Source organism: Actinoplanes sichuanensis, from assembly GCF_033097365.1.
In the GTDB taxonomy this organism is placed as follows: domain Bacteria; phylum Actinomycetota; class Actinomycetes; order Mycobacteriales; family Micromonosporaceae; genus Actinoplanes; species Actinoplanes sichuanensis.
Map to the genome: position 1 here is coordinate 4,809,092 of NZ_AP028461.1, position 20,085 is coordinate 4,829,176.

At 70.6% G+C, this 20,085-nt stretch carries 16 protein-coding genes; 9 read left to right on the forward strand and 7 right to left on the reverse strand.

The features are described from left to right. Positions 1–207: 207 nt before the first annotated feature. The 4 genes from Q0Z83_RS22120 to Q0Z83_RS22135 all read left to right on the forward strand — a co-directional run bounded on the left by Q0Z83_RS22120 (position 208) and on the right by Q0Z83_RS22135 (position 7,619). Positions 208–2,613 carry a S8 family serine peptidase gene (locus Q0Z83_RS22120; protein WP_317795868.1) on the forward strand — a complete coding sequence of 802 codons (2,406 nt, stop codon included), beginning with the start codon at positions 208–210 and terminating at the stop codon, positions 2,611–2,613. A 215-nt stretch (positions 2,614–2,828) separates the two neighbouring features. Continuing rightward, positions 2,829–4,718: a PI-PLC domain-containing protein gene (locus Q0Z83_RS22125; RefSeq protein WP_317795869.1), complete on the forward strand. Its 1,890-nt coding sequence runs from the start codon at positions 2,829–2,831 to the stop codon at positions 4,716–4,718. A gap of 108 nt (positions 4,719–4,826) precedes the next feature. Continuing rightward, positions 4,827–5,816: an IS481 family transposase gene (locus Q0Z83_RS22130; RefSeq protein ID WP_317791925.1), complete on the forward strand. Its 990-nt coding sequence runs from the start codon at positions 4,827–4,829 to the stop codon at positions 5,814–5,816. 9 nt (positions 5,817–5,825) lie between these two features. Beyond that, positions 5,826–7,619: a GNAT family N-acetyltransferase gene (locus Q0Z83_RS22135; RefSeq protein ID WP_317795870.1), complete on the forward strand. Its 1,794-nt coding sequence runs from the start codon at positions 5,826–5,828 to the stop codon at positions 7,617–7,619. On the opposite strand, the gene Q0Z83_RS22140 is transcribed toward Q0Z83_RS22135, so the two are convergent. Beyond that, a complete protein-coding gene (locus Q0Z83_RS22140) occupies positions 7,555–8,283 on the reverse strand; it encodes an AMP-binding enzyme (protein WP_317795871.1) in 729 nt (242 codons plus the stop codon). The genes Q0Z83_RS22135 and Q0Z83_RS22140 overlap by 65 nt on opposite strands. A gap of 219 nt (positions 8,284–8,502) precedes the next feature. On the opposite strand from Q0Z83_RS22140, the gene Q0Z83_RS22145 reads away from it, so the two are divergent. Continuing rightward, positions 8,503–9,738: a radical SAM protein gene (locus Q0Z83_RS22145; RefSeq protein ID WP_317795872.1), complete on the forward strand. Its 1,236-nt coding sequence runs from the start codon at positions 8,503–8,505 to the stop codon at positions 9,736–9,738. On the opposite strand, the gene Q0Z83_RS22150 is transcribed toward Q0Z83_RS22145, so the two are convergent. The 5 genes from Q0Z83_RS22150 to Q0Z83_RS22170 are packed head-to-tail and all read right to left on the reverse strand — an operon-like array spanning position 9,726 to position 14,568. Continuing rightward, positions 9,726–10,088 (reverse strand): hypothetical protein, encoded by a 363-nt coding sequence (locus Q0Z83_RS22150; RefSeq protein WP_317795873.1) that lies wholly within the window; start codon positions 10,086–10,088, stop codon positions 9,726–9,728. The genes Q0Z83_RS22145 and Q0Z83_RS22150 overlap by 13 nt on opposite strands. Before the next feature lie 38 nt (positions 10,089–10,126). Continuing rightward, positions 10,127–12,166: an SIR2 family protein gene (locus tag Q0Z83_RS22155; protein ID WP_317795874.1), complete on the reverse strand. Its 2,040-nt coding sequence runs from the start codon at positions 12,164–12,166 to the stop codon at positions 10,127–10,129. Continuing rightward, positions 12,163–13,410: a YqgE/AlgH family protein gene (locus Q0Z83_RS22160; protein ID WP_317795875.1), complete on the reverse strand. Its 1,248-nt coding sequence runs from the start codon at positions 13,408–13,410 to the stop codon at positions 12,163–12,165. The genes Q0Z83_RS22155 and Q0Z83_RS22160 overlap by 4 nt, the downstream gene beginning before the upstream one ends. Positions 13,411–13,418: 8 nt before the next feature. Beyond that, positions 13,419–13,763, reverse strand: a complete 345-nt coding sequence (locus Q0Z83_RS22165; RefSeq protein WP_317795876.1) for an effector-associated constant component EACC1 — start codon at positions 13,761–13,763, stop codon at positions 13,419–13,421. Positions 13,764–13,794: 31 nt separating this feature from the next. Next, entirely contained in the window at positions 13,795–14,568 is a 774-nt protein-coding gene (locus Q0Z83_RS22170; RefSeq protein ID WP_317795877.1) for a 3-keto-5-aminohexanoate cleavage protein, read from the reverse strand. Between the two features lie 125 nt (positions 14,569–14,693). Between Q0Z83_RS22170 and Q0Z83_RS22175 the strand changes: the two genes are divergently transcribed. The 3 genes from Q0Z83_RS22175 to Q0Z83_RS22185 are packed head-to-tail and all read left to right on the forward strand — an operon-like array spanning position 14,694 to position 17,324. Continuing rightward, positions 14,694–15,503 carry a GNAT family N-acetyltransferase gene (locus Q0Z83_RS22175; RefSeq protein ID WP_317795878.1) on the forward strand — a complete coding sequence of 270 codons (810 nt, stop codon included), beginning with the start codon at positions 14,694–14,696 and terminating at the stop codon, positions 15,501–15,503. Continuing rightward, positions 15,496–16,479: a hypothetical protein gene (locus Q0Z83_RS22180; RefSeq protein ID WP_317795879.1), complete on the forward strand. Its 984-nt coding sequence runs from the start codon at positions 15,496–15,498 to the stop codon at positions 16,477–16,479. Before Q0Z83_RS22175 ends, Q0Z83_RS22180 begins: the two co-directional genes overlap by 8 nt. Then, positions 16,476–17,324 carry a hypothetical protein gene (locus Q0Z83_RS22185; protein WP_317795880.1) on the forward strand — a complete coding sequence of 283 codons (849 nt, stop codon included), beginning with the start codon at positions 16,476–16,478 and terminating at the stop codon, positions 17,322–17,324. Before Q0Z83_RS22180 ends, Q0Z83_RS22185 begins: the two co-directional genes overlap by 4 nt. A gap of 16 nt (positions 17,325–17,340) precedes the next feature. On the opposite strand, the gene Q0Z83_RS22190 is transcribed toward Q0Z83_RS22185, so the two are convergent. Continuing rightward, entirely contained in the window at positions 17,341–17,784 is a 444-nt protein-coding gene (locus Q0Z83_RS22190) for a hypothetical protein (RefSeq protein WP_317795881.1), read from the reverse strand. A 370-nt stretch (positions 17,785–18,154) separates the two neighbouring features. Between Q0Z83_RS22190 and Q0Z83_RS22195 the strand changes: the two genes are divergently transcribed. Then, a complete protein-coding gene (locus tag Q0Z83_RS22195) occupies positions 18,155–20,062 on the forward strand; it encodes a metallophosphoesterase (RefSeq protein ID WP_317795882.1) in 1,908 nt (635 codons plus the stop codon). The last annotated feature ends 23 nt before the right edge of the window (positions 20,063–20,085 follow it).

Genomic DNA, 20,085 nt, shown 5'->3' on the forward strand with positions numbered 1-20,085 from the left:
GACGTCAACCCCTCCAAATCATCTGCCTAGACAGTAGCTGACTAGTCAGATATTGAGGAGGGGTGTGCCGAACACCACCTGACGTGGCGTTTTCAGCGCCACGTCAGCGCCGTCTCAACGCCCCCGCCACGATTCCCCCGATCTGCCGCAGCGAGGCAGGTCGATGGAACCGAAAGGACGGGGCGCGTGAGAATTCCCGCAACATCCATGTTCGCCGTAGCGGCGGTGGCGGTGTCGGCCCTGACGCCGGCCACCTCGGCCGTCGCCGCGCCGGCCGACCCGGCACCGCTGATCACCGCATCCGGCGAACCGGTCGCCGCCGACAGCTACATCGTCGTCCTGCGACAGGCCGCCGACCGCTCCAAAGCCGTAGCCCGCTCCCGCACCAGCGGCGTGAAGATCAAGCAGGAGTACCAGCACGCACTGCACGGCTACTCCGCCACCCTCACCGCCGACCAGCTCGAAGCCGTACGCAACGATCCGGCCGTCGCCTATGTCGCGGCCGACCAGCTGATCAACCCCGACGGCGTGCAGACCTCGGCGACCTGGGGCCTGGACCGCGTCGACCAGCGCGGCTCCACACTGAACGGCACCTACGCCGCCAGGGCGACCGGCGCCGGCGTGACCGCGTACGTGATCGACAGCGGCATCCGCGCCGGCCACTCCGAGTTCACCGGCCGGGTCGGCCAGGGCGTCGACTTCGTCGGCGACGGCCGCGGCACCGACGACTGCCGGGGGCACGGCACGCATGTCGCCGGCACCGTCGGCGGCACCACCTATGGGGTGGCCAAGGCCGTCACCCTGGTCCCGGTCCGGGTCTTCGGATGCAGCGGCTCCAGCCCGACCTCCACGATCATCGCGGGCGTCGACTGGGTGACCGGCAACCACACCGGCCCGTCGGTGGCCAACATGAGTCTGGGCGGCGGCGCCAACCAGGCCCTCGACGACGCGGTCACCCGCTCGATCAACTCCGGCGTGACCTACGCCGTCTCCGCCGGCAACGCGGCCTCCGACGCCTGCGCCCAGAGCCCGGCCCGCACACCGGCCGCCATCACGGTGGCCGCCAGCACCCGCTCGGACAGCCGCGACACCGGCTACTCCAACTTCGGAACGTGTGTCACGCTGTTCGCGCCGGGAACCGGAGTCACCTCGGCCTGGTTCACCTCCGACACCGCCACGGCGACCCTCGACGGCACCTCGATGGCCGCACCACACGTCACCGGCACCGCGGCGCTCTTCCTGGAGAGCCGCCCGACGGCAGCACCCGCGACGATCAAGTCGCTGATCGTCAACACCGCCACCAACGACGCCCTGAGCCAGATCGGCACGGGCTCCCCCAACCGGCTGCTCTACTCGGCCGCCGCCACCGGGACCGCCCCGGTGCTCGCCGGCGGCGACCTCAACGCCGACGGCCGTACCGACCTGGCCCTGACCGGCGGCGCCGGCTGGAACACCATGCCTGCCGCGTTCTCCGTCGGCGACGGCACGTTCCGGGTCACCAACACCGGCGTCGGCGACTTCGCCGGCTGGGCCGGGGTTCCGGGCGTCCGGCTCAACACCGGAGACTTCAACGCCGATGGACGTACGGACGTCGCGCTCACACCCGGCCCGAACACCCCCTGGTGGTACACCCAGCCGGTGGCGTTCTCCAACGGCGACGGCACCTTCCGCATCACCAACACGCCGCTGAACAACTTCGCCGCCTGGGCGCAGGAGTCCGGGGCGACCCCGGTCGCCGGTGACTTCAACAACGACGGCCGTACCGACCTGGCCCTGACCGGCGGCGCCGGCTGGACGACGGTGCCGATGGCGTTCTCCAACGGCGACGGCACCTTCCGGATCACCAACACGCCGGTGAGCGGTTTCGCCGCGTGGGCGCAGGAGCCCGGAGCCGGCCCCTTCGCCGGTGACTTCAACAAGGACGGCCGTACCGACCTGGCCCTGACCGGCGGCGCCGGCTGGAACACCGTGCCGGTGGCGTTCTCCGTCGGCGACGGATCCTTCCGGGTCACCAACACCGGTGTCGGCGACTTCGGCGGCTGGGCCCAGGCCCCGGGTGTCCGGCTCAACACCGGAGACTTCAATGCCGACGGCCGTACGGACATCGCGCTCACACCCGGCCCGAACACCCCCTGGTGGTACACCCAGCCGGTGGCGTTCTCCAACGGCGACGGCACCTTCCGCATCACCAACACGCCGCTGAACGAGTTCGCCGGCTGGTCGCAGGCCACCGGGGCGAGGACGGTGGCCGGTGACTTCAACAGCGACGGCCGTACCGACCTGGCCCTGACCGGCGGCGCCGGCTGGAACACCGTGCCGGTGGCGTTCTCCGTCGGCGACGGATCCTTCCGGGTCACCAACACCGGCGTCGGTGACTTCGCCGGCTGGGCGCAGGTCCCCGGAGTGACCGTGGTGACCGGCGACTACAACCGCGACGGCCGCACGGACGTGGCACTGACCCCCGGCCCGAACACCCCGTGGTGGTACACCCAGCCGGTGGCGTTCGCGAACGGTGACGGCACGTTCCGCATCAGCAACACCCCGCTGAACGAGTTCGCCGGCTGGGCCCAGGCCTCAGGCGCGATCGTGGTCGGCCGACGCGCAGCCGCCTGACCGACTCCCACCCCTCCGGGGAGACCGCACCCGCGGTCTCCCCGGAGACCGTTTCAGCAGGTCAATTTCAGGCAGAGACCACCCCTGAGCAGGTCTCATCCGTCGCCTCCAGGTCGACGACGGCCGCGCTGAGACGCCGCGGGACATGGCCGATTGTCGATCGATGGGGCATCATGGCCGATGGGTCCGGATTTGGTGTGGTGCGGGGAGGTCTGGTGCGGGAGACGTTGTCGCCCTGGTGGAGTGAAGTCCATGAGGCCGCACAACTGCTGGCGTCCCGCCTGAACGCCCTGGTCTCGCACGCCGCACAGAACGGCGCCTACACCCCGCCGCCCGGAACACCCGCGCCCCGCCGACGCCGGCAACCCGCCTCGCTGCGGCACCTCGCCGAGGTGATCCGGACCCACCGGCTGGCTCCCGGTCTGTCCGTGGACAAGAACGACATCGCGGCCGTTCTGGCCGGTGACCCGAAGTCGGTCACCGAGCCGGCGCTCGTCCTCGCGGTCGCCCGCGCCGCCCACCTCATCGCCGGTGCACCCCTCGACCCCGCCGACGCCGACCGGTTCGTCGTGGCCGCCGCCCACGTGTCCGCGCTGGTCGACGCGGCCCGGCAGGCGGACGAGCGGTCACCGGACCTCATGCCGGTACCCCACCGGGCGGCGCAGTCCGACGAGCCGCGGCGAGCGGAACCCGTGGTCATCGACGCCTATTTCACCACCCGCCGACCGGTCCGCCGCCGGACTCTGATCGCCGGCACCCTCGGTGTCCTGGTGCTCATCGGCGTCGCGGCGGCCGCCGGCTTCCACGGCCGGGAACAGCAGGAGCGGAAGGCCGCGGTGCCGGCCCCGGCTCCGGCCGCGGTGGCCGCGGTCACGCCCCTGGACCACGGGGACGCCCGGGACGACTACCTCAACCAGCGGCCGCTGCAGGACGCGCTCGATCACGGATTCACCGGTATCGACGTCGACGTCGTCCTGCACGACGGCACCCTCGTGCTCTGCCATCACCTCGACGGCGACGTCTGCCGGGACCCCGGCGGCAACCGGATCGAGGCGAAGCCCTTCGACTCGACCTACCTGCAGAGCCTCCAGACCCGGGTGAGCAGCCATGGCGGCCGGGTGTATCCGGGTTTCCACCAGCCGGTCCTGCTGTTCGTCGAGATCACCTGCGTGGCCGACACCTCCGGCTGCGTCCTGCCCGCCGACCGGGCCGCGGCGGCCACCGACGCCAACAACCCGCTGGTGGTCGCCCGCACGATCATCGACGCGCTCGTCCCGTACCAGAGCATGCTCTTCCATGTCGACGCGGCGGGACGCCGCTGGGGTCCGGTGCAGGTCGTCGTCACCGGCGACCACAACAACGACCGGCTGCCCGCCGGGACCGGCGACGATTCGGTACGCGAACTGCTCACCCGACAGGCCGACCGCTACGCGTTCCTCGACGGAAGCTTCGCCCTCGACCGGGACCAGTACAACGCGGACCTGGTGCCGGTGATCACTTTCCCGAACCCGGTCACGGACCAGAACTGCACCGGGCCCGGCGAAGAGCCGATCCAGCTCAAGCACTGGGACGACGTCATCACGGCACAGACCACCGGCCATCACGTACGGGTGTGGGACCCGCACGACTGCACCAACCGCAGCGACTTCTGGACCGACGCCCTCTACGGCAGCGTCGACTATCTCAGCAGCAATCACCTGGCCCTGCTGGGCGACTGGCTGCACACCACCGCCGCCGGGGGCGGTGGCGGCGACTGCAGCGTTCCCCAATGGATCGAGGAGCACCGGCTCACCGGGCAGTACTGCACCCTCGCCACCGGCGACGTGCCGGTGATGACCCACCCGGATCCCACCTCCGCGCCGGTCGGATCACTCGCGAAGGGCGGCTCCACCTGGTTCCTGGGCCAGCAACCGGGCGAACCGCACACCTTCGATGCGACGCACAACTTCTGGTGGGCCTTCACCCGGGCCGACAACGGCCGCTGGGGCTGGGTCTCCGTGATCCACTTCAGCGACGGCCTTCTCGACCAACCCGCGAACGGCCTGCAATACGGCTGCTACGACGCACGCCCCAAGGAAAGCGCCGACTGCCACGCCATCGCCTAGTTGTTCTGACCACGGACGTTGGTAACGCGGTGGAGTTCCTGAAATAGGTGAGGACCTCCGGGTGAGGTGGAGCTTGTCTAAGGTTCCGTTTCACCCGGGAGGCCCTCTATGCCCCACGCTAATGCCACACTGACCGAACGTGGCCGATTGCGGCTGGCACGGTGCGTCGTCGATGACGAATGGCCGTTGCGCCGGGCGGCGGACCGGTTCCAGGTGAGCCCGACAACCGCGAAACGCTGGGCCGACCGCTACCGCACCGACGGCGCCGCAGGCATGGCTGACCGGCCCAGCCGGCCCCACACGAGCCCGAACCGCACACCCCGCCCGGTCGAACGTCGCGTCTTACACCTGCGCCGCAGCAAACGACTCGGGCCGGTACGGATCGGCTGGCGACTGGGTCTTGCGGCCTCGACCTGCCACGCGATCCTGCGCCGCGCCGGCGCCGCCCGCCTGTCTCATCTCGACCGGGCCACCGCCGAGCCGATCCGCCGCTACGAACATCAGACGCCCGGTGACCTGATCCACGTCGACATCAAGAAACTCGGCAACATCCCCACCGGCGGCGGCTGGCGCACCCAAGGTCGCCGCCAAGGCAATCTCAACCGCACCGCAACTCCCGGACACGCTAACGGCAAGAACGGCGCAGCCCAGCTCGGATACGCCTACCTGCACACCGCCCTCGACGACCACTCCCGGCTGGCCTACACCGAAATCCTGGCCGACGAAACCAAAGAGACCGCCGCCGGGTTCTGGCGACGCGCCCACGCCTGGTTCACCAGCCACGGCATCACCGTCGCCCGGGTCCTGACCGACAACGGATCCTGCTACAAAGCCCGGCTCTGGACCGAGACCTGCACCGAACTCGGCGTCCGGGTTAAGAAGACCCGCCCCTACCGGCCACAAACCAACGGCAAGGTCGAACGCTTCCACCGCACCCTGACCGAGGAATGGGCCTACGCCAAGCCTTACACCAGCGAAAACGCCCGACGCAAAGCCCTACCCCGATTCCTGCACACCTACAATCACCACCGCCACCACACCGCCATCGGCGGACCACCCGCCAACCGCGTTCCCAACCTCTCTGGGCAGAACACCTAGTCTGCGAACATGGGGGCTGACTATTTCCGGCTGCGGGCGGCCGCACCCGCGGAGGCCGGGCTACTCACCGATCTGGTGCTGCGATCAAAGGCCGCTTGGGGGTACGACCAGACGTTCCTGGACACCTGGCGCGAGCAGTTGCGGATCCGGCCGGACGAGGTACTCCCCCGACGGACGGTGGTCGCCGACCGCGACGGGACACCGGTGGGCGTGGCCACCCTGGACGGTCGTCCGCCGTACGGTGAGATCGGTCTTCTGTTCGTCGACCCGCCGGACATGCACCACGGGATCGGACAAGCTCTCTACCGGCATGTCCTCACCGAGGCCGGGCGGCTCGGGTTCCACCGGCTCACCATCGACGCCGACCCGCACGCCGTCGCGTTCTACCGCAGGCTCGGCGCCGAACCCGTACCCGGATCGGAGCCGCCGGGCCCCGGCGAGCTGGTCCGGATGCAGGCGTGGCCGCCGACGCCCGACCCGTCGTGGTCGGCGGCCTGGACCGGCGGCCCCGGCCGGCCGATCGTGGTCGGCAACGCCGCCGAGTTCAACGCCCAGTTCGGTGGACGGCCACGCGGCCCCGACCACTACTCGTGCCTGGCCGTGTTCGGCGCCGACCGGCCCGCCACCGTCCTGCTGCCGATGCCGGTCGACGACTGGTGGACCGGCCACGTCAGCGAGATCCTCGGCTGGACCGACACCGAGGTGATCAGCGGTCTCGCCGACGACGGGCGGATGGACGCGGCCATCGGCGGGTCGCCGACGCTGACCCGGCGGATCGCGGCCGGCCGCCGACAGGTACGCCCATGGGGCTGGACGCCGGGTCTGGCGGCGATCGCCCTGTGCCCGGACGACGTGGTGCGGGCGATGCGCAAGTACGAGTCCAAGTCGAAGGCGAACGCCCTGTTCCACGCACTGGCCGCGGACCATCCGGGCATCGCCGTCCTGGACCAGCGCGAGATCACCTCGTTCCGGCGGCTGAAACGCGAACTGGCCCACAACGGGCGGATGGTCCTCAAACGCCGACACGGCGTCGGCGGTGCCGGCACCCTGATCGTGTCGGCCGACACCCCCGACCTGCGCCGGCAGGTGTGGGACTGGATGTACGGCGGCGCCCTGCTGGAGGAGTTCGTCGAAGGCGACCCGGCCCACCGTGACGTCACCTTCGACGCGGTCGTCGCCGCCGACGGCTGGGTGCACCCGGTCGGCACCGGCCTGATGCACGTCGAAACCACCGCCTACCGCGGCGTGACCGTCGGGCCCGGCGTCCTGCCCGACGACGTGGCCCGGATCGCCGGCGCGTTCGGGGTCGCCGTCGGCCAGGCGCTGGCCGCCGCCGGCTACCGCGGCTGGTACGACGTCGACTTCGTCGCCACCACGTCCGGCCGATTGACGCCGACCGAGATCAACCTGCGGCTGACCGGACCGTCGGCCGCCTTCCACATCCAGGCCGCGTTGGACCGCGAGCGGGGCGGCCGGCACATCGTCCGCACCGTCGACCAGCTCCGGTTGGGCGCCCGCCTACCGTCCGCCGCCCTACGCGAGCACGTCGCCCGACTCACCGAACACTGCGCGAGTCTCGACGCGACGCTGCTGGTCACGATCCCCACCGCCGCGTTCGACGCCGCGCCCTACCTGGGTGTCGCCCTCGCGGCCCGCACCGTCCAGGCGGTGACCGACGCCGAAACCGCGGTCCGTCAGGCCGCTACGGCACTCGGCGACATCTTCCGCGACACGGAGCTCAGTCCCGGCGACGGCCGAACAGGACGAACACCGCCAGCGTCGCGGCGGCCAGCATCAGCGTGATGTTGAAGCCGTACACCAGCGCGGCCTGCCGCGGCCAGTCGAACTTGTCGGCCAGCCGGTAGAAGTTGTCCTGCGGCCACCACGCCACCAGCAGCCACCCCAGCGACAGATGCACCGCCGTCGTCCACCACGGCCCGCCGGCGAGCCGCGCCACCGAAGCCCGACCGACCAGCAGGAACACCAACCCGAACGAGAACGACAACCACTCGGCCAGGTAGAGCCCACGAAACAGCCACGACCACGGCGACGGCACGTAGGTCAGGTCGGTCGAGCCGGGCCACAGCACATCGGTCAACGTCGCCGGGGCGACCAACGTCACCGTCAGCATGACGACCGCGGCGAGCAGAAACCACGGATGGACATCGCCCGCAGCGCTCTTGCCGACCGCCGCGACCGGCAACGGCGGCAACGGCAGCCCGGACCGATCCACCTCACCGGACACCGACAACGGCAGGACCGGCAGCGGTACGACCAACTGCGGCACCGACTCCGCGGGGAGTCCGGCCGCCAGCAGATACGCCCGGATCCGCGCCGGCTGCAGGTCGTCGCCCTCGACGTAGGCGATCATCGTCGACCCGGACCGCTCGGTGGCCGTGACCACGACAGCACTCCGGCGCACCTGCGGGTGCTCCTCCAGAACCGCCTCGATCTCGTGGTGTTCCATCCCCGACCCGCCCCCAGCCATCCGAGATCACCCCACCCTATCGACAGGCCGCCACCTGACCGACCGCGCGGACCGGCGCGCACTCGGTCAGGTGACCGCCCGCCACGACACGCAAAGGCCGAACGCGCTGTATTGGTTGGTGAGACGCTAAGTGAAAGGGGTTGGACGCGGGATCAGAAAACGCCCGAACGGGCCGTTCGAGCCCTATAGTTCTCGCTCATGCCCCCAGGCCTGATCACCGAGGCGAATGACCCCCCGGAGACACATCGGGGAGTCACGCTGTCTACACAGAGCCATTCCGGTCAGGTCCGTCGACGCGACGGCGTACGCCTGCGACCCGAGCCGTTCGGTGCCCTGGTCTACGTCCCTGACCGGGATCACTTCGTGGCCCTGGACCGCAAAGCCGCCCACCTGCTCGACACCGGAGACGTCGAGAATCGGGCATTGGCCGCCGAATTGGTCCGCGTCGGGGTACTCGACATTCCGTCGGTTCCAGAAAAGCGTTTCAGGTTCGGGCGGGCACTCATCGGTGATTTCCCGGATCTGCCGGAAGTCACCGAACCATTGGTGGTCAATGCGTTCGCGACCGCCCTTTGTCCGCTGCGGTGCGGTTATTGCCACGCCGACGATCTGATGCAGCCGTTCCGGGCCGGCGAGACCGACGACGACGTCGACCGGGTGGCGATGACCGCCGCCGCCGTCCCGGCGATGGTCGCCGTGATCACCGGCGGGGACCCGATCCTGCGGCCGGACCGCACCGAACGCCTGATCATGGCACTGGCACCGGAGAAGGCCATCGTCATCGACACCTCCGGGGCCGGCGACATCACCCCGCTGCTGCCGGCGCTGAAAAGCGTGCAGGGCCACCTGCGCGTCTCGGTGGACAGCGCCGACGCCGCGGTGCACGATCGGCTGCGCCCGATCAACCCGCGGCTGCTGGCGCGCGGAACGAGCTCACACGCCGCGGCCTGGACGACGATCCGGCGGGCCGTCGCGGCCGACATCGCGACGACCGTGCAGACCGTCGTGTCCAGCGCCAACGAGGATCGGGCGGCCCTGCTCGCCCTGGCCCGACGGCTGGCCGGGGAGGGCATCCGCCAGTGGGTCCTGCACGTGGCCGTCCCGGCGGGCCGCGCCGCCGAACCCCGCAGCCACCGGCTGCTGCCGAGCGGCGACGTGTCCCGGCTACTCGACGACGTGCTGGCCGAGATCGACGCCGATGCCACGCTCTGCGGGCTGCGGGTCCGGGTCACCGCGACCCACACCAGTCCGAACGCCGTGCTGCTGGTCGGCAGCCGGGGTGACGTCTACGCCGAGACCGGGCCGGGCGGCAAGGTCCGGGTCGCGGCGGCGACCGGTGACCGGGACACGCTGCGCCGGCTGTTCCAGGACAGGATCGACAGGCGCGCACACGCCGACCGATACCTCGGCGGGACCGATCCTCAGTGGGCGTAGGACACGCGGTGGTCGCTGAGCCATTTGCTCGCGGCCTCGGCCAGCCCCGCGCAGAGCCGCTCGTCGTCACCCTGGTCCCGGATGATGCGGGCCGGAACCTCGTCGGGCTGATGACCGAACCGCAGCCAGGTCGCCACCGACCCCAACGCGTTCTCGATCTGGAAGGCCAGGATGACGCGGCGGACCGCGGCCAGTCGCGGTGCGGCGCCGCGGAGCTGGTCGCCGCCGACGCGTAACCGGGCGCGGTGTTCCTCGACGGAGTCGGCGTTCGCCAGGTAGGCGGTCACCGACTCGCCCAGGACCAGCTCGCAGAGCCTCGCGTCGGTTCGCACACCCTCATCGACCGCCATGCCCCGACCGTATCCGGATCAGGCCATCATCGCGAGCATCAGTTCGGTCCCAGGTACCGCTCGGTCGCCCAGTCGGCGAGCCGGTTGAGCACCGGCAGGTCGGCCTCCATGGCCGCGGCGAAGGCCGCCCACGAGTCGATGGCGAACCCGTCCACCTCCGGGATACGGCGGCGGGTCAGATACGCCGGGAGCAGCACCGCGTTCTGGAAGAGCCAGTGCAGGTACCGACCCTCCTCATGCGATCTCGGCACGGTCTGCAGTTGGCGGGCCAGCTGTTCGGCGGAGCTCCAGCGCACCATCCCGGACTCGTGCGACACGCTCTTGATCCGCGGGTTGTAGAGCGGGCTGAGCCGGTGCCGGAAGATCTGGTGCCACTGATCCCAGAACAGGCCCTCGTCACGGCCGCTGATGGTGATGACCGAAGCGTCCGGAGACTTCCGCAACAGCGAGTGCAGGTACGCCCAGATGGTCATCGGGGTGAGGATCCGGCGGGCACCCTGCTGCTGCAGGTTCTGCACGATCATGGCGGCGCTCTCCTCGATGTCGAGGTCGAACGGCGAGAGATGCGGCAGTGCCTTGACCGCTGCCAGCGCCGTGTAGAGCGACACCGGGCGACCGTAGAATTCGCGCGCCACGACCCACGGATCGGTCGGCCGCAACATGTCCTCCGGCCCGCGCATCCGATCCCGGTTCTCGACGTACGCCCGCAGGGACTGGAAGGTCAGGTCCGGATCCGGAGTCACATGGGTGATCCACCGGCGCAGCTCGGCCTCGAACGGTCCGCGCAGGGCCGCACTGTCCGCGACGCTGAGGTCGTCGAGCGCCACCACGATCCGCGCGCCACGGCCGGCGAGCGCACCGACCGCGAACGCCTGCGCCATGTGGATCACTGACGGGCGACGCAACCGCACCGGCCAGTAGACCAGCGGCGACGCACCGATCGGCGGCGCGTCCTTGGGCCGTCCACTCTTCCACCCGAACCGCCGCTCCAACTCGCGGAGAAGGTCGTCGATCGGCTCCGGCGGCTCACTGTCCGGCTGCGAGACGAAGATCCGCTCCCAGTTCGGGTGCCGGGCCTTCACCGTCTCGGTCGGCCCCGACGGCACCCGCACCGAGAACGCCTCCGCGAGTTCCGGAAACAACCGCGCGTTGTCCACCGGACGCAGATGCCGCACCGACGACAAGCCGACGATCTCGGGATCCGGCGCGTCGGGCTCGTGCGAGGCCCACAGCACCGGCAGATTCCGGCGGCGGGTCTCGGCCAGCGCCGCCTTGATGGTCGCGCCCCGGTCGCTGGAACCCAGGACGCACACCAGGTCACCCTCGATCAGCGGCGCCGCGTGCCGGGCGATGCGCGTGACCGCGGACTCGTCGATGTGCTCGGTGAGCCGCCCCGGATCACTCTGCGGCAACGGACGCCAGAAGCCGTGCAGGTGGTGCACCGCGACGACCCGGTCACTGGTCTGCGGGTACGGGATGCCGGTGCGGTTCGCCACCTTGCTCACCGCGGTGCCGCCCGCCCGCCGGATCGCGATCTCCAGTGCCGGGTCGATGTTGGTGGTCAGCACCCGGGCACCGAACAGCTCCGGGCGTTCGGCCAGCAGCGCGCCGAGCGCCCGGATCGAGCCGGACAGCTGCCAGGAGTCGTGGTCCTCCTCGATCTCCTCACCGAGCAGCATGGTGATCGGCTGCCAGAATCCGTGGCTGCCCAGCGGGCTGGCGATCAGCTCGGGTGGCCGGTACCGCTTCAACACCGACAGCTGGGCGATCGCGTCGAACTCGTCGGCGGAGATCCAGTCGGCGAGTACCCGGCGGTACCCCTCGTAGAGCGCCGCCGGGCCGCCTTCGCCGGTGCTCTCCCGGACCCGATGCAGCGCCTCGGTGAGGTCACCGTCGTCGTCGCGGCCCCGCGCGTACTGCTCGGCGAGGCGGATGACGTCCACGAGGCGGGGCGCCGCCGGATCGCCGAGGCCGGAGCCGACCACCAGCGTGATCCGCTGCCCCATGCCGTACCGGGCGACCAGCTGTTTGATCAGGTCTTCCTCCGCGTCCTGCAGCGGTCTCACCTGTTCGGTCACGAGCCGGTCCGGGTGAACGGCGCCCGCGCGAAGGCCGCATGGAACGGATTGGTGTCGGTGATCCGCAGCCGGCCGTGGGTCACCAGGCGTTCCAGGGCGCCCGGACGCCAGCCGAGATAGCCGCGGAAGATCCGCAGATCGGCGATGCGGTCCCGGGCCGACTGTTGCGCGTCGGACAGCGGCAGCGACCCGAGCAATCCGGTCACCTCGGTGAACCGGATCGGACGTTCCTCGTGCTCCCGCAACCGGACCAGCGAGATGAACCCGTCCTGGGCGACCGGGCCGCCGTCGAAGAGCCGGTCGGGCAGGGAGACGTGATCACGCCACCCGTCGAGGGCCGCCGGCAGCGGACCGAAGTCACGGTTGAGCCGTACGCCGAGCGCGCCGCTGTCGTTGTGCCGCAGCACCAGAATCACGGCGCCGCGCAGCTCCGGGTCGGTGACGTCGGCGGTCGCCTCCAGCACGACGCCGGTCAGGTCGTGGGGGCGCAGACGGGCGTTGCGGACCAACGGCGCGTCCACGGCGGCGTTGGCGGCCCGGAACTCCGGCCGCCGGTGGCCTGCGGCGACGACCCGCCGGATCACCTTCTCCGCGACGGTCCGGATGCTCAGCACCGGGTCGGCGGTCTCCGAGCCGGTGGTCAGCACGTGCAGCAGCGCGCTGGTGAAGGCGGTGTGCCGGTCGTTGAGCGGCGCCTTGGCGAGCTCGTTGGGACCCACCGCGACCAGCAGATAGGTCTCCTCCGCGGAGATCTCGGCACGGCCGGCGATCTGTTTGACCGCGTCGCCCGCGTCGAGCACCTCCCGGCCGGCGCGCCCCGCGAAGCAACAGTCGAGGATCACCACACGGCGCAACGCGATCGCCAGCTGGGTCGCCTGGCGGATCTTCGGGTAACGCAGCCCCTTCTCGTCGGGAAACTGCGGGTCGACCTCGCGCAGGCCGAGCACCAGGTCGTCGTCGTAGGGGAAGCCGTGCCCGGCGTAGTAGACCAGGAACAGCCCGTCGTCCCTGGTCGACCTGGCGGCGGCCCGGATCGCGTCGTAGACGCTCGCGGGGTCACGTTCGTCGCGCAGCACGGTGATGTTCTCCGCCGGAACCCCCCAGATCCCGGGGTCCAGCAGCGCGTCGTACAGATCGTCCAGATTGGCACTGACCGAGGGCACCCTCTCGACGTCCGCGTGGTCGTACTCGGCGGTGCCGATCAGCACCACCGCGGAACTCCCCGGGTTGGCGACCTCGTTCATCGAACCGATCAGCCGCCTTCGAGCCGGCGGATGACCTCGTCCTTCAGCGCCGGGTCGTGCAGTTCCAGGCGCAGCACCGTGCCGTCGGGCAACTCCCGGGTGAGGACGAAGACCGGCGGCGCGGCCGGTTTCGTCCGGCGGAAGTTGAGCAGCTGCAGTACGAGCCCGGCGGTGGTGAGGGTGCCGGTGACGGCGATCGACAGCACCTGAAGGTCCACGCCGAGATGCTCACGTTCCTCCGGCCGCCCATACCGGAGGTCACCGAATCGCTGGACGTCGGGATCCGCCTCGAGAAACCTCCGCAGCTGTTCCGTCGCGTCGGCGTCACCGTCTACTGTGAGCTGCAGTCGCACAGGGCGACGATATCCAAGTGCGACAGACCTGTCACCATTCGTGACCTCCCGGTGGCACGGCCGCACTCCAGATCGTCAACGCCCGGCGGACCAGATCCGCGTTGTCGGCGATCGGCTCGCCGGCCGGGCCGACCAGCGTGTCCTCCAGCCCGATGCGGGTCGGTAGTCCCCGTCGGCCCGCGTGCGCGACCAGCGGCCAGCAGGTCGCTTCCTCGCCGTGCAGCAGCCGCGGTGCGGACAGCCCCGCATCATCCAGGGCGGCCAGAATCGCGTCGGCCGTGGCCACGGCCGACGCGGCCGAACCGTCGATCACCTCGACCAGGATGCGCGTCACCGGCGTCCGGACGGCGGCCAGCATGTGCGCGTCGGCGGTCGACCACACCCCGGCCTCCACGCCGACTTCGGCCCGTCGCAGCACCTCGGCCAGCTCGGCGAAGCCCGGCTCACCGACGTTGACCGAGGCGAAGTCGGGCCGTGCCGTCGACGGCAGAGCGGCCCAGCCGGCCACCGTCGTGAGCCGCCGATCGGCGTCGCCGTCGCTGATCCACAGTCCGGTGGTCACCCCCACCGGCACGCCCGGGCAGGCCCGGCGCACCGCGGTCACCGCCGCCGCCACATCGTCGGGCCGCAGCGACTGCGCACCGCCGGGACCGCGCGGATGCAGGTGCAGCGCCTCCGCACCGGCGGCCACCGCGGCGGCCGCCTGCACCGCCGACTCCTCGGGCGTGACCGGCACGGCCGGATGCTCGTCGCGGAGCCGGCCACCGTTGAGACACGCCTTGATCCGCTCGATCCGAGACTGCAACGAGACTCCCTTCGCCGATGGCAGCCACCCTAACGAGAGGCACCGACAAAACCGCCGAACGGTGTCGCCGCGAACCGGAACCCTGCACGAGTCGACCGGTGGCACCCGTCTGGCACCGTGTGGCCATGGTCGACACCGGCGCCCTGCTGGCCGCCTACGACGCGCAGATGCGCCTGCCGACGGGCGCGGTCCCGACCGGCATCACTCACGAGTACGACGGCCCGGTCTTGCGGATCGTCGGCGGGCACGTGGGGCGCATCCGGGCGCCCCGTGACGTCGGTGTCACCGGCGCCGGACTCGACCGCCTGATCGCCCGCCAGCGTGACCACTTCCAGGCCCGGGGCCAGGGCGTCGAGTGGAAGGTGCGGGCCCACGATCTGCCCCCGGAGCTTCCGGAGCGGCTGGTCGCGGCCGGGTTCGTACCGCAGGAGCCGTCGCAGGTCCTGATCGGTTTCGCCGAGAAGGTGGCCGCCGAACCGGTCCTGCCCGCCGGTGTGGTGTTGCGGCGTCTCGCCGCGTTCGAGGACCTGCGCCGTTTCGCCGATCTGCAGACCGAGGTGTTCGGCGTCGACTGTTCCTGGGTCGCCGACGACCTCGCCGCCCGGGTGTCGGCCGATCCCGATCAGCTCACCGTCCTGGCTGCCCAGGCCGGTGACCGGCTCGTCTGCGCCGCCTTCGTGGACTACTGCCCGGGCACCGACTTCGCCGCGCTGCTCGGCGGCGCGACCCTGCCCGACTGGCGGGGCCGCGGTCTCTACCGGGCCATGATCGCCGCCCGGGCGCGGGAGGCGGTCGCCCGCGGCTTCCGGCTGCTGCACGTCGACGCGTCCCCGGCCAGTGCGCCCATCCTGCGCCGCTGCGGCTTCCACGTGATCACCACGTCGACGCACTACCAGTGGGCTCCGGAGCAGCCGCTATCGTCGGGCCATGAGTGACAGATCCACTGTGGTGCATGGGGTCGCCCCGGCGCTGGCCTTCACCGGCGGCGCCCTGGCGGTGGTCGGCACGACCCTGTACTGGGCGCGGGTCGCCGACCCGATCCGGGTGAGCTATGTCGTACGGCTGCCGGATCTGAGCCATGTCGCGGCGCCGATGGCCGTGCTGTGGGTCGTGCTGCTGGCGGGCGGCCTGCTGGTGAGCCGGGGATCCTCGGTGTGGTCGTCGTTGGCCCGGCTCGGCATCATGATCAGCGGGACGACGGCCGGGGCGTTCGTGACCGGGTTGACGCTCTTTCTGAGCGAGGGCACCGAGGTCATCGCCCACACCGGTACGACCGACGAGGCGACGAAGGTCGTCGTCTGGAACGCCGTACCGGATGTGGGTCTGCTGCTGTACCTGTTCGGTCTCGCGCTGGTCGTCACCGGCGCCGTGTTCGTCGAGATCGCGGTCAACGACTCGTTCCGGTTGCGCCCGCTGCCCACCGGCGGGTTCCCGCTGGTGCACCGGCTGCTGCTGGTGGCCGGGGTGGTCCTCGCCGCGGTGTCGCTGACGCTGCCCTGGTATCGAACCGCCGTCGGAGAACAGGTCGTCCCCTGGGGCCAGATCACCCCGGACATGATCCGTGACGACGCGCAGGCGTGGCTCGGCGTCTACCGCGTCGGGTTCCTCGCCTGCCTGGTGATCACCGTGCTGGCCCTGATCTGGCGTCGGCACGCGGTTCGGCTGCGGCTGGTCGGGGTGATCGTCGGCACCGCGGTGCTCGTCATGCTCGCCACCGGCTACCTGTCCGTCTGGCAGAAGACCGCGCTGCCGACGACGTTCGACCTGGTCGGTGCGGGCTTCCACCTCGCCGCCGGCGCGATGCTGCTGATCACCGTCAGCTTAACCGCGCTTCCCGCGAGAACGGACACGCCGCAGCAGGACGACGAGGGTCGGGAACCGGCGGACGAGCAGGTCGAGGAGACCGCGTGACGAAGGCGGCGCGTAAACGGACCGTATCCGCGAAGAAGAAGGATCAGGCGCGGCGCAAGCCGGCGCCGACGCCCGAGGAGACGCCGCAGAACGGCTGGCAGAAGCTTTCCAACGGTACGAAGGCACTGCTCGCCCTGATCGGCACCACGGTGGTGGCCACCGCGGTCCCCGGTGTCCTGCCCTGGGTCACGGATCACGTACAGGACCTCGCCGGTTCGCCGATCGTCGAGATCCAGGAGAGTTTCGGGAGCACGAACCGGGGTCTGAGCATCGCGGCCGGTGAGGCCGTCACCACCGAGCCGGCGATCACCGACCCGCGGTTCGTCCCGGCCGGTTTCGCCGACACCCGGCTGATCCTGGAGGGGAACCGCTCGGCCAAGGTCACGGTGGTGGACGCCACCGTCGAGGTCGTCGACCGGGTCCCGGCCCGCCGGGGCACCGTCTACTTCATCAGACCGCAGGGCGAGACCGACAACACGACCGTCGAGCTGAACCTGGACGCACCCCGGCCGATCCTGACCGCCGCCGGCGGCGCACCCTACTTCACCGGCAAACACATCGACGTCGGCCGCGGCGAGGTGTGGGTGATCAACGTCGACGCCCGGGCCACCAAGCAGGAGTACGCCTGGCGGCTGCACCTGTACCTGCGCTACCGCGGCGAGGACCGGGAGATCGTCGTCCCGGCCGCGGACGAGCCGCCGTTCCGGATGACCGCCTACGTCAAGCCCGGCGAATACCGGCAGCAGTTCGTCGTGGCCGACAACGGGTCGATCGTCCGGCATGACTGCGCGACCGACCAGGCGGCCTGCGCCAGGACGGTCCTGCCCTCAGTACAGCCGGGCTGATCGCCGAACAGAGCAGTCAGCAGAACCCTTCCAGATTGCGGACGCTCGCCTCCCCGAGCGCGGTCGACATCACCAGGATCTTGTCGATGCCGTCGCCGCCGTCGGGGACCAGGAAGACCACCGAGTTGCCGCCCTCGTCGAGGAAGTACGCCCGGACGTAGGGGTTCTCCTTCGCCTGGAACAGTCGCAGCGCGCTGCCGTACGCCTTCTTCAGCTCGGCTTCGCTGCTGCCGACGTGCACCCCCGTGCGGGTGGTCAGCTTCGGCGAGTGGATCCAGAGCTGCTCCACGATCGTGCCGCCGGGGTCGGTGTAGGCCGCCACGTCGGCCAGAGCCCCGGATCCGGACAGTGTCGTGTCGCACATGGCGGCGTCGCCTTTGCTGAACAGCCCCGCCGTGACCAGCGGTGCCACGGCGCCGTTGAGCAGCGCCGGCCCGATCCCGGCCGGGGTGATCGACATGGGCTCACCGGTCGGCGCCGCCGAAGCCGGGGCGACCGGCGAGGCCGAGGCCGGGGCCGGGGCTGGGGCTGGGGCGGCCGTATCCGGCTGTTTCAGTACCGATGCCGCGGCGACCGCGATCCCGGCCCAGAGGAGAACCACACCGATTCCGATCAGCAGCCACCACCGGCGCCTCGATACCATGGCCTGATCCAAGATGGACGAAGCGAAACGGTCAATCCGTTATCGGTCGAGCACCCGCGTCTGACGAGACGACGGGGTTGAACGAAGAGTCGGCGGCGACGCCGGACGCGTTCGAACCCTGAAGGCCGGATGAGGCTTTTCCGCGAGTCGCCGCCAAACGGACCCGGTATGTCGCAATATCTGCGGTATGGGCATTGTCAGCATCGACGAGTACACCGAGCAGAACACGCGGCTGCTGAACCGGCACCGCATCAGCCGCCGCTCGGCGTTACAGGCGGTGATGGCCGGCGCCGGCGGGATCGCGGCCGGCCAGTTCCGGCTCGCCGACGCCGCGTTCGCAGCCGGCGGCGGTAGGGCCGGCAAGGCCGGTGTGGTCGTCTCCGGGCGGCACCTGTCGTTCGTACCCGCCGCCGACGGCTCACCGAGCGCCGCCATGGCCGTCACCGCCCAACTCGTGAGCAGCACCGGCAAACTCCCGAAGGACCTGCGCGCCGTCGTCGAGGTCGGCCGCGCGCCGGGTGACTACGGCACCCGCCACGACGCGACCATCCACCACCTCACCGGCACCGACAAGATCGTCGGCGGCCCGGTGTGCAGCCAGTTCTACGTCAAGGCCATGCTCGGTGAACTCGACCCCGGCGCCGTCCACCACTACCGGATCCGGCTCTCCGACGGCACCGTCAGCGGCGACGCGCACTTCTCCGCCGCACCCACGTCCGGCGTCGCCAAGCCCTTCACGTTCACCGCCTTCGCCGACGTCGGCACCCACAACGCGCCCACCGACCCGCGCCACTCCTGGCACCAGCAACCGGCCGCCGTCCTCCGCGCCGACGGCACCTGGCCGGCCGGCGTGTTCGACAACAACTCCTACTGGAGCACCGACCCGGTCGCCGGCGCCAACGGCACCGACCCCTGGCCGGCCGTCACCCAGATCGGCCTGATGGGCACCCAGAAACCGGCGTTCACACTGCTCGCGGGCGACATCTGCTACGCCAACCCGACCGGCTCCGGCCTGCCCGCCGATGACACTCTCGCGATGTCCAGGACCGCACCGCCGGGAAAGAACATGTTCAACCCGTACGTCTGGGATGTGTTCCTGAATCAGATCGAACCGCTGGCCGCGCACATTCCGTGGATGTTCACCACCGGAAACCACGACATGGAGCCGATCCACGGTTCGCACGGTTACGGCGGGCATCGCACCCGGCTCGACATGCCGTCCAACGGGCCGCACGACTGCCCGTCGGTCTACCGGTTCGTCTACGGCAACGTCGGTTTCCTCTCGATCGACGCCAACGAACTGTCCGCCGAATTGCAGACCAACACCGGCTATTCCGGCGGTGCGCAGGCCACCTGGATCGAGAAGGTGCTGGCCGAATGGCGTTCCGGCAGCAGAATCGACTTCATCGTCGCGTTCTTCCACCACTGCGCGTACGCCACCTCGAACAACCACGCCTCCGACGGCGGCGTGCGCGACGTCCTCGACCCGCTCTTCTCCCGCTACCAGGTGGACCTGGCCATCCAGGGACACAACCATCAATTCGAAAGGACCGACCCGATTCGGTACGGCCACAAGACCCGTTCGGCACCGGACGGTTCCACCATTCACCCGGCCGTCGACGGGGTGACCTACATCTGTGCGGGTTCGGGAGGCCGGCCCCGCTATCCGTTCCGACCCGCGCCCGGCCCGTCGGCGCCCGCCCCGAAAGGTGTCAAGGTCAGCGGGCCGCAGGCGCTGGCCGAGGGGGAACGCTACCGCGGATACCGACCGGCGAACCCGGAGAACACCACCGAGACCGTGGCCAACAGTTACGTCTGGGCGGCCAGTCCGGCCAACACCGCCAAGGGCGGGCAGGTGAGCGGGACCCGCGTGCCGGAGTCGGTCGACTGGTCGCAGGTCCGCTACGACGGATACGCCTTCCTGGCCATCGACGCGGTGCCCGCGGCCCCGGGCCGGCCGACCACGCTGACCATCCGCACCCTGGCCGACGGCCTGCCCGGCACCAAACAGCCACACACCGAGATCGACCGCATCGTGCTCTCCCGAACCGCCGGCCGCGGCCGTCTCACCGCCGGCCTGATGTCGCCCCGCTGACCGACCGGAGACTTCTCCTTGAC